Origin of the sequence: Spirosoma utsteinense, assembly GCF_014282275.1 — a bacterium.
GTDB classification, from domain to species: Bacteria; Bacteroidota; Bacteroidia; order Cytophagales; family Spirosomataceae; genus Spirosoma; species Spirosoma utsteinense.
In genome coordinates, this window is the sequence record NZ_VFIA01000006.1 from 53,910 (window position 1) to 65,203 (window position 11,294).

Here is an 11,294-nt window from a genome sequence, read left to right on the forward strand (position 1 = left end):
TTTACGCTCCACGGGTCGGGTGACGCCCGGAGCCTGAATGACCGCTTAGTTCGGGTACCGTTGCAACTCTCCGCAACGTACTCATGGTGAACCGGTTACGCAACTAAACGAAACACAATCTTGGCTACAAACGCGAAAATCAGTACGCGCAAAAATTTTGCGACGATTCAGCCAGTGATTGGGTATCCTGATTTTCTGGATATTCAAGTAAAATCCTTCAAAGATTTTTTCCAGCTTGACACCCCCTCCAACCAACGGTCGGAAGAAGGTCTGTTCAAGGTTTTTCAGGAAAACTTCCCAATTTCAGACTCTCGTGAGAATTTCAAACTGGAGTTCATCGATTATCTGGTCGATCCGCCGAAGTACTCAGTTGATGAGTCTATCGATCGGGGGTTGACGTATTCAGTGCCGCTGAAAGCTAAACTACGCTTATCCAACAATGATCCCGATAACGAGGATTTTGAAACGATCGAGCAGGAAGTGTTTTTGGGCAACATACCGTACATGACTGAGAAAGGCTCGTTTGTCATCAACGGTGCTGAACGGGTGATTGTTTCACAATTGCACCGCTCGCCGGGTGTGTTCTTCTCGATGAGCAAACACACAAATGGTACCAAGCTGTACTCGGCGCGGATTATCCCGTTCAAGGGCTCATGGATCGAGTTCTCAACGGATGTAAACAACGTTATGTATGCGTACATTGACCGGAAGAAGAAATTTCCGGTTACAACGCTGTTGCGGGCTATTGGATATGGTTCGGACAAAGACATTCTTGATTTGTTCGGCCTGTCGGAAGAAGTACCTGCAACGCCTGCAAACCTGAAAAAAGCCATTGGTCGTCGTCTTGCTGCCCGGGTGCTGAAAACCTGGACGGAAGATTTCGTAGATGAGGATACAGGTGAAGTGGTCTCTATTAGCCGGAATGAAGTGCTCCTGGAGCGTGATTCGGCTATCAAGGCAGATGATATCGATGTAATTACAGAGTCGGGACAGAAGTCGGTCATCCTGCATAAGGAGGACATGAATATGGCCGATTACAATATCATCTACAATACGCTGCAAAAAGATAGTTCCAACTCGGAGAAAGAGGCTGTGGAACAGATCTACCGGCAGCTTCGGAATGCTGATGCCCCTGATGAGCAGGCTGCTCGTGAAATTATTCAGAGCCTGTTCTTTTCAGATAAGCGTTATGACCTTGGTGATGTTGGCCGCTATCGGATCAACAAGAAGCTGGGTCTCGACATTTCATCTGAAATGAAGGTACTCACCACACTCGATATCGTGTGTATCGTGAAGTACCTGATCGGACTAATCAACTCGAAAGCTGTTGTCGATGATATTGACCACCTGAGCAACCGGCGTGTTCGGACTGTGGGTGAGCAATTGTACTCTCAGTTTGGTGTTGGCCTTGCCCGTATGGCACGGACAATCAAAGAACGTATGAACGTTCGGGACAATGAGGACTTCAAACCTGTTGACCTGATCAATGCCCGGACACTGTCCTCGGTTATCAATTCATTCTTTGGTACCAATCAGCTGTCGCAGTTCATGGACCAAACCAATCCGTTGGCCGAGGTGACGCACAAGCGTCGTATGTCGGCACTCGGACCTGGTGGTCTGTCGCGGGAGCGCGCTGGTTTTGAAGTTCGTGACGTACACTATACTCACTACGGTCGGTTGTGTACGATCGAGACCCCGGAAGGTCCGAACATTGGTCTGATCTCATCGCTTTGCGTCTATGCTAAAATCAATAGCATGGGCTTCATTGAAACACCTTATCGCATCATTGAAAACGGTAAGGTATCGATGGATAAGCCGGTCATGTACCTGACGGCTGAAGAGGAAGACACGCACTATATCGCGCAGGCAAATGCAGGCATCGACAAGAAAGGTAACTTCATGGTCGATAAGCTGAAAGCCCGTTTTGAAGGTGACTTCCCGATTGCTGAGCCACAGAATGTAACTTTCATGGACATTGCCCCCAACCAGATTGTGTCGGTGGCCGCGTCGATGATTCCATTCCTTGAACACGATGATGCTAACCGTGCCCTGATGGGTTCGAACATGCAACGTCAGGCTGTGCCGTTACTTCGTCCTGAAGCGCCAATTGTAGGCACAGGTTTGGAAGGGCGCGTAGCTGTCGATTCCCGGACGCTGGTTATTGCAGAAGCAGATGGTACGGTTGAGTTTGTTGACTCAACGAAGATTATTGTCCGGTACATGCTCGATGATGATCAATTGGCTATATCGTTTGACGAAGATCGCAAGACCTATAATCTGATCAAGTTCCGCCGGACTAACCAGGACACATGCATCAACATCAAGCCAACTGTGCTGAAAGGCCAGAAGGTGAAGAAAGGGGATGTATTATGTGAAGGGTATGCCACCCAGGCGGGTGAACTGGCCTTGGGCCGGAACATGAAAGTTGCTTTCATGCCTTGGCAGGGTTACAACTTCGAGGATGCTATCGTGATTTCGGAGCGCGTTGTGCGCGAAGATATTTTCACATCGATCCATATTGAAGAGTTCGAACTGGAAGTTCGTGATACGAAGCGGGGCGAAGAGGAGTTGACCTCGGAGATTCCAAACGTAAGCGAAGAAACTGTTCGTAACCTCGATGAAAGCGGTATTGTTCGCGTGGGTACGGAAGTGAAAGAAGGCGATATCCTGATCGGTAAGATTACACCAAAGGGAGAAAGCGATCCGACACCGGAAGAAAAACTGCTGCGTGCCATCTTCGGTGACAAAGCTGGTGACGTGAAGGATGCTTCTAAAAAAGCACCACCATCGTTAAAGGGTATTGTTATCGACACGAAGTTATTTGCGCGCCCGGCCAAAGAAGACCGGGGTAAGCACAAAGACGAAGTGAAAGTGCTGATGAAGCGGTACGGACGTGAGTTAAATGACTTCCGGACCCGTATGATCGACAAAATAGTTGACCTGCTGGATGGCAAAACCACCCAGGGTGTCAAGCACAAATTTGGCGATGAGGTAGTTAGTAAAGGCGTCAAGTTCTCCCGTAAAAACATTACAGAGAATCTGTTTCCCGATAAGAACAACTACCGCGACGAAAGCACGTATGCTGTTCCCGAAGAAGCCAATCTGTTATCAGATCTGAACCTCGAAGGATGGACAGACGATGAGAAACTGAACGGTATGATTGTTTCTTTAATAAAGAACTACAATAACCGTCGCAGCGAAATAACCGGCCGGTTCAAGCGGGAGCGGTTTGCCCTTGAAGTGGGTGACGAACTACCAGCAGGTATCGTAAAACTAGCCAAGGTGTATATCGCCAAAAAGCGCAAGCTGAAGGTAGGGGACAAGATGGCTGGTCGTCACGGAAACAAAGGGGTTGTTGCCCGTATCGTTCGTGATGAAGATATGCCGTTCCTCGAAGACGGAACAAAAGTGGATATCGTTCTGAATCCTCTTGGCGTACCGTCCCGGATGAACCTGGGTCAGATCTATGAAACGGTGCTTGCCTGGGCGGGTCAGAAGCTGAACCGTAAATATGCAACGCCAATTTTCGATGGCGCAACGGAGCAGCAGGTTGCCGATGAGCTGGACGAAGCAGGTTTGCCTTCTTTTGGCCGGACGTACCTTTACAATGGCCTGACGGGTGAACGTTTCGATCAGTCGGTAACAGTTGGTATCATTTACATGCTCAAACTGGGCCACCTGGTAGACGACAAGATGCACGCCCGTTCGATTGGACCCTACTCGCTCATCACGCAGCAGCCGCTGGGTGGTAAGGCACAGTTTGGTGGTCAGCGTTTCGGGGAGATGGAGGTATGGGCGCTCGAAGCGTTTGGTGCTTCACACATCTTACAGGAAATTTTGACGGTGAAATCAGATGACGTTGTTGGACGTGCGAAGGCATACGAGGCTATTGTGAAAGGTGAAAACCTGCCGAAGCCTAACATTCCTGAATCGTTCAACGTACTGGTTCACGAGCTACGTGGTTTAGCACTTGAAATTACGTTAGAGTAAGGAGAACGGAGGAAAGCGAGGAAGGAGAAAAGGGCAACCTTTAAATCCTTCCTCCCTTTTCTCCTTCCTCCCTTTTCTCCATTTTATAATTAAATCTCCAACCAATGTCGTTCAAAAAGAACAAGAAACTCAACAGCGACTTTGCCACTGTAACCATCAGTCTGGCATCGCCCGAGTCCATTCTGGAGAGTTCCTACGGCGAGGTGACGCAGCCGGAGACAATCAACTACCGGACCTATAAACCCGAGATGGGCGGCTTGTTCTGCGAGCGCATCTTCGGACCCGTGAAGGACTGGGAGTGTCACTGTGGTAAATACAAGCGGATTCGCTACAAAGGCATTATCTGCGACCGCTGTGGGGTAGAGGTGACCGAGAAGAAGGTACGCCGGGAGCGTATGGGCCACATCGAATTAGTGGTGCCCGTTGCGCATATCTGGTACTTCCGTAGCTTACCGAATAAAATTGGTTATCTGCTCGGACTTTCGACCAAGAAACTCGACCAGATCATTTATTACGAGCGGTACATCGTGGTACAGCCCGGTATAAAAGCCGAGGATGGTATCAACCAGCTGGACTTCCTGACGGAAGACGAGTACCTCGACATTATTGACAAACTGCCAGGCAACAACCAACACCTCGACGATAAAGACCCAAATAAATTCATCGCGAAGATGGGGGCTGAGTCGCTTGAGATGCTGCTCTCGCGCGTTAACCTCGATGAACTGTCATACTCACTGCGTCACGCAGCAGCTACTGACACATCGCAGCAACGTAAGGCTGAGGCTCTGAAGCGGTTGAAAGTTGTTGAAGCATTCCGGGAGGCTAACGGCCGTATTGAGAACCGTCCCGAGTGGATGATCATCAAGATGGTGCCGGTTATTCCACCTGAGCTGCGCCCGCTCGTCCCCCTGGACGGTGGCCGGTTTGCTACGTCCGACCTGAATGACCTGTATCGTCGGGTTATCATTCGGAACAACCGTCTCAAGCGTTTGATCGAAATCAAAGCGCCGGAAGTAATTCTGCGTAATGAAAAGCGGATGTTGCAGGAAGCTGTCGATTCGCTCTTCGACAACTCGCGGAAAGTGAATGCCGTCCGTTCGGAAGGTAACCGGGCACTGAAGTCACTGTCCGACATGCTGAAGGGTAAGCAAGGCCGTTTCCGGCAGAACCTGCTCGGTAAGCGTGTCGATTACTCGGGTCGTTCGGTAATCGTGGTTGGTCCTGAACTGAAGCTGCACGAGTGTGGCTTGCCGAAGGATATGGCTGCTGAGCTGTTCAAACCGTTCGTTATCCGTAAGCTTATTGAGCGGGGTATCGTAAAAACGGTGAAATCGGCGAAGAAGATCGTTGATCGGAAAGACCCGGTTATCTGGGACATTCTGGAGAACGTACTGAAAGGTCACCCTGTTCTGCTGAACCGGGCACCAACGCTTCACCGTTTGGGTATTCAGGCTTTCCAGCCAAAACTCATTGAAGGTAAAGCTATTCAGCTGCACCCACTCGTTTGTACCGCCTTCAACGCTGACTTTGACGGTGACCAGATGGCCGTTCACGTGCCGCTTGGTCAGGAAGCCGTGCTTGAAGCGTCGTTGCTGATGCTGGCGTCGCATAACATTCTGAACCCTGCCAACGGTGCACCGATTACGGTACCATCGCAGGACATGGTTCTTGGCTTGTATTATGTGACGAAAGGCCGTAAGAGCATTCCTGAATACCCTATCTCGGGCGAAGGGATGATTTTTTACGGTGCCGAAGAGGTCATTATTGCCATGAACGAAGGCAAGGTTTCCAAACACGCTAACATTAAGTGCCGGGTTAAGGTCCGGGACGAAAATGGTGAGCTGGTTTTCAAACTGATCGAGACGGTTGCCGGCCGGTTGCTGTTCAACCAGGCTGTACCAGAAGAAGTAGGCTATATCAATGAACTGCTCACGAAGAAGAAGCTGCAGCAGATTATTGCGCTGATCTTTAAGATTTCGGGAGGAGCTCGTACTGCTCAATTCCTTGATGAGATTAAGGAGCTTGGTTTCCAGATGGCGTTTAAAGGTGGCTTGTCCATCGGTTTGAGCGACGTCATGATTCCAGATGCCAAACAAGGACTGGTCAACGAAGCGAAAGCAGAAGTGCAGACGGTTTGGGATAACTACCTGATGGGTCTTATCACAGAAAATGAGCGTTATAATCAGGTTATCGATATCTGGACGCGGGTTAACTCGCGCCTGACCGAGACGCTGATGAAACAGCTTGAAGCAGACCAGGGTGGGTTCAACTCAATCTATATGATGATGCACTCGGGTGCCCGTGGTTCCCGTGAGCAGATTCGTCAGTTGGGTGGTATGCGGGGCCTGATGGCCAAGCCGCAGAAAAACCTGCAAGGTTCCGTTGGCGAGATCATTGAAAACCCAATCCTTTCGAACTTCAAAGAAGGTCTTGACGTATTGGAGTACTTTATCTCAACACACGGTGCCCGGAAAGGTCTGGCCGATACAGCCTTGAAAACGGCCGATGCCGGTTACCTGACCCGCCGTTTGCATGACGTAGCGCAGGATGTTATCATCAGCGAAGACGATTGTGGGACGTTGCGTGGCCTACAGGTGTCGGCGTTGAAAGACAACGAGGATATCGTTGAACCGCTGTCAGAACGTATCCTGGGCCGTACTACCGTTCATGATATCTACGATCCGCTGCTGAAAGATGAAGCAGGCAAGCCTGTACTGATCGTTGCTTCGGGCGACCTGATTACGGAGGAAGTAGCCGCACATATTGATGAAACGGCTATCGAAACCGTCGAAATCCGTTCGGTACTGACTTGCGAGTCGCGGCAGGGCGTTTGCGCCAAGTGCTACGGTCGCAACCTGGCTTCGGGTCGGATGGTCGACATCGGTGAAGCGGTGGGTGTAATTGCCTCCCAGTCGATTGGTGAACCGGGTACGCAGTTAACGCTGCGCACGTTCCACGTAGGTGGTACAGCGTCCAACATTGCTGTTGATGCGTCGATCAAAGCCAAGTTTGACGGACTTATTGAGTTCGAAGAAATGCGGATGGTTGAGTCGCAGGACAACGAAGGAAATCCTCAGACGGTTGTAATGGGCCGTTCAGGTGAAATCCGGATCGTGAATCCAAACGACCGCAACACGGTGCTGATCAGCAATAACGTACCATACGGCGCATTCTTGCGGGTTAAAGACGGAGACACGGTGAAAAAGGGCGACGATATCTGCGCCTGGGATCCTTATAACGCCGTTATCCTTTCTGAACTGACAGGTACCCTGAATTTCAACGCTGTAGAAGATGGTATCACGTACCGTGAGGAGTTCGACGAACAGACGGGCTTCCAGGAGAAAGTGATCATTGAAACCCGTGATAAAGCCAAGAACCCGGCTATCGTTGTCAATGGCACCAGCACATTGCTGTTGCACCTCGACGAAACCGGAAACGGTCAGTTGCAGAAGAGCTACAACCTGCCTGTTGGCTCACGTCTGGTGGTGAAAGAAGGGCAAGCGATCAAAGCCGGTCAGCCATTGGCAAAGATTCCGCGTAACGTGGGTAAAACCCGCGACATTACGGGTGGTCTGCCACGGGTAACGGAGTTGTTCGAAGCCCGGAACCCGTCTAATCCAGCTGTGGTAAGCGAAATCGATGGTGTAGTAACCTATGGTGCCATCAAACGCGGTAACCGCGAAATCTTCATCGAGTCGAAAGACGGAACGAAGAAGAAGTACCTCGTTCCGCTGTCGAAGTTTATCCTGGTACAGGACAATGACTTTGTACGGGCTGGTGCTCCGCTTTCTGACGGTGCCATTACACCGAGTGACATTCTGGCCATCAAAGGTCCGACGGCCGTTCAGGAGTATCTGGTAAATGAAATTCAGGAAGTGTACCGTTTGCAGGGTGTGAAAATCAACGACAAACACATCGAAGCCATTGTTCGGCAGATGATGCAGAAAGTTGAGATCATCGATTCGGGCGACACGAATTTCCTCGAAGGGCAGGTTGTTGATAAGTGGTCGTTCCGCGAAGAAAACGATAAGATGCTTGATGCCAAAGTTGTAATGGATGCCGGCGATTCAGAGAATCTGAAGCCAGGTATGATCGTTACGACCCGTCGTCTGCGCGATGAGAACTCCAGTCTGAAACGTCGTGATATGGCCCTCGTGACCGTTCGTGATGCAATGGCAGCGGTTTCTCAGCCAACGCTGATGGGTATCACGCAGTCGTCACTCGGTACAGACAGCTTCATATCGGCCGCTTCGTTCCAGGAAACGACGAAGGTGTTGAGCGAAGCGTCGATCCGGGGTAAGCGCGACGTCCTCGATGGTCTGAAAGAAAACGTTATCGTTGGTCACCTGATTCCAGCCGGTACAGGATTGCGTCGTTACCAAACTGCAATCATTGGATCGAAGGAAGAACTGGAAACGATCACCGAGTCGAAAGAGCAGTTTGCCCGCAGCAAGAAAAAAGCTACGGTTTAAAATGCCTTATACATTGAATGATAAAAACGCCCCGGCCAGTGATGGTTGGGGCGTTTTTTGATAGCTAATCTTGTTAAAAAAACGCCTGTATGACTCCTCCTCCACAACAAAACCCCGAGAATTCAATTGACGTAGAATTGAGTGAAGAAATCGCTGAAGGAACGTATGCAAACCTGGCTATGATTGCCCATTCGAATAGTGAGTTTATCCTGGACTTCATCCGACTGATGCCAGGTGTTCCTAAGGCAAAAGTTAAAGCCCGCATCATTCTGACTCCTGAACATGCTAAACGACTTCTGGAGGCTCTTCGCGAAAATATTAGTCGGTTTGAGGAAGCTTATGGAGACATAAGTAATCCGACAGATACTTTTCGCTTCCCGAGTGGTGGGTTTGGTGGTCCAGTAGGGCAGGCGTAAAAAGAAGGAGCATGACCAGCCAGGTCAATGGAGCCATATACTCCTCTGTATCTTCTAAATACTTGCCAGTTAAGCCTTGGCATACGTTTTATTTTCCGTATCTTTGCACCTCAAATTTCGGGAAGACTGTTTTTTCGTAAACTAATTTAATAATGCCTACCATACAACAATTGGTGCGCAAGGGACGTGAGAAACTGGTCGACAAATCGAAGTCGCCAGCTTTGGATTCCTGCCCACAACGTCGGGGCGTATGCACACGTGTGTATACGACGACACCGAAGAAGCCAAACTCGGCGCTTCGTAAAGTTGCCCGGGTTCGTCTGACGAACGGCCGGGAAGTAAACGCATACATTCCGGGTGAAGGCCACAACCTGCAGGAGCACTCAATCGTGCTGATTCGCGGTGGTCGGGTAAAAGACCTTCCGGGTGTACGTTATCACATTGTTCGGGGTGCCTTGGATACAGCCGGCGTAAGCGGTCGTTTGCAGAGCCGCTCGAAATACGGCGCTAAGCGTCCGAAGCCAGGCCAGGCTCCGGTAAAAGGTGGCAAAGGTGCACCACCAGCAAAAGGCAAGAAAAAGTAAGTATGATGTAGGGTATAGGCTATAGTCACGTCTGGTCTATAGCATAAACCTGAAATCATCCATCAAAAAATCGACTGCCCGTTGAAAGACTACGGCAGAGTAAGATCAAAAATCTGAAGAAATCATGAGAAAGGCGAAACCGCCCAAGCGTTACGTGTTGCCCGATCCTAAATACAAGGAGGTCCTCGTAACCAAATTTGTAAACAACCTGATGTACGAAGGCAAGAAAAGCTTGGCGTACTCAATCTTCTACGATGCACTCGATGTCGTTGCCAAGCGCACCAGCGAGAGTGGTCTGGATACGTGGAAAAAAGCGTTGAACAACGTTATGCCCACAGTTGAAGTAAAAAGCCGTCGTGTCGGTGGAGCTACCTTTCAGGTGCCAACCGAAGTACGGGCAGACCGGAAGGTCGCGGTAGGCATGAAATGGCTTATCCGGTACGCTCGTTCACGGGGTGAGAAAACTATGGTAGACCGGCTAGCTGCTGAAATCGTGGCTGCTGCAAAGGGCGAAGGCTCGGCAGTGAAAAAGAAGGACGATACGCACCGTATGGCAGAAGCCAACAAGGCGTTCTCGCACTTCCGGTTCTAAACCAACCAATACCGACCACAGTCCCGGTGGTCACCAAACCTCAAAAGCCGTCCATACTATTGGACGGCTTTTTGTTTTTAGCCTGACTGGTATCGTGGGAAACGAGTTAGGGCTGTTCCTGTGGAGCCTGGTCAACGTGTTGAACGTTGACCAGGCTCCACAGGAACAGCCCTAACTCGTTTCCCAAATAGAAATTACTTACCAGCCTGCCCGTTCGAAAGCAGGTTGAAGAACTGATCCAGTTTTGGCGTGATGATGATCTCCGTACGGCGGTTCTGCTGACGGCCTACCGATGTAGTATTGTCATCTTTCGGGCTGAACTCCGAACGACCACCAGCCGTCATGCGCTCAGGTGCCACACCAAACTTTCCTTGTAGTGTCCGAACAACAGATGTAGCGCGCAGGGCGCTCAGGTCCCAGTTGTCTTTGATCGAAGCCGTCGAAATGGGGACAACGTCTGTGTGGCCTTCTACCAGAATGTCAAGCTCTTTGTGATCATTGACCACTTTAGCTACTTTGCCCAGTACGGTTTCGGCACGGGGCGTAATATCGTAGCTACCCGATTTGAAAAGAAGTTTGTCGGAAATTGATACGTAAACTACACCTTTTTTAACTTCAACCTGTACATCCTGGTCGTTGATATCGTCCAGAGAGCGCTTCAGGTTCATAACCAATGACAGGTTAATAGAATCTTTGCGCTGGATACTGGTGTTAAGGTTATTAACGTACTTCGTTTGCTCGTTAAGTGTTTCAAGCGACTTTTTGATACTCTCAGCCCCTGATTTGCTCACGATCGAAAGATCGGACATGCGATCCAGCAGATTAGTGTTTGTGCGTTTCAGGTAGTCAATTTGGGACTGTAGGTCACCAACCTGTTTATCCTTACCCTGCAAGTCATTGTCTTTTGCAGACAACTGAGTGCGTAGATCGGCCGTACGCTGGTCACAGTCATTAAGCGAAGCAACCGCTTTATCGCGCGCTTCCTGTAGGGTCTTGATCTCAGCCAGCCGCTTTTTACTATTGCAGGAGGATAGCATCGCTATGGCCGCGAAAAGAATGAGTACTCGTTTCATACTAATAAATGATAATTTAATGGGTAACGAAAAGTTAGGTTTGAACGATATGAACAGTCAACTCAGCCAATCGTATTACAAAAGTAAGTGATTCTCATTAACCGAATTATAAGTTTTTTTAATGAAGAATAAATCCTTTCCCGATCGTTAGGTGTACGCTCACGCCC

6 protein-coding genes are annotated in these 11,294 nt (G+C 49.7%); 5 read left to right on the forward strand and 1 reads right to left on the reverse strand.

Annotated elements, in window-relative coordinates:
- The first annotated feature begins 120 nt into the window (after positions 1–120).
- The 5 genes from rpoB to rpsG all read left to right on the forward strand — a co-directional run bounded on the left by rpoB (position 121) and on the right by rpsG (position 10,054).
- Entirely contained in the window at positions 121–3,990 is a 3,870-nt protein-coding gene (rpoB, locus tag FH603_RS06325; RefSeq protein ID WP_186736622.1) for a DNA-directed RNA polymerase subunit beta, read from the forward strand.
- Positions 3,991–4,094: 104 nt separating this feature from the next.
- Complete coding sequence (gene rpoC / locus FH603_RS06330; RefSeq protein WP_186736623.1) at positions 4,095–8,462, forward strand: DNA-directed RNA polymerase subunit beta'; 4,368 nt, start codon at positions 4,095–4,097, stop codon at positions 8,460–8,462.
- Positions 8,463–8,551: 89 nt separating this feature from the next.
- On the forward strand, positions 8,552–8,878 hold the full coding sequence (locus tag FH603_RS06335) for a DUF3467 domain-containing protein (RefSeq protein ID WP_186736624.1): 327 nt from the start codon (positions 8,552–8,554) through the stop codon (positions 8,876–8,878).
- A 152-nt stretch (positions 8,879–9,030) separates the two neighbouring features.
- Positions 9,031–9,462 carry a 30S ribosomal protein S12 gene (rpsL, locus tag FH603_RS06340; protein WP_186736625.1) on the forward strand — a complete coding sequence of 144 codons (432 nt, stop codon included), beginning with the start codon at positions 9,031–9,033 and terminating at the stop codon, positions 9,460–9,462.
- A 124-nt stretch (positions 9,463–9,586) separates the two neighbouring features.
- Entirely contained in the window at positions 9,587–10,054 is a 468-nt protein-coding gene (gene rpsG, locus FH603_RS06345) for a 30S ribosomal protein S7 (protein ID WP_186736626.1), read from the forward strand.
- Positions 10,055–10,248: 194 nt separating this feature from the next.
- On the opposite strand, the gene FH603_RS06350 is transcribed toward rpsG, so the two are convergent.
- The gene (locus tag FH603_RS06350; protein ID WP_186736627.1) at positions 10,249–11,127 is read right to left on the reverse strand and encodes an OmpA family protein; all 879 of its coding nucleotides are present in this window, start codon (positions 11,125–11,127) and stop codon (positions 10,249–10,251) included.
- Positions 11,128–11,294 lie beyond the last annotated feature (167 nt).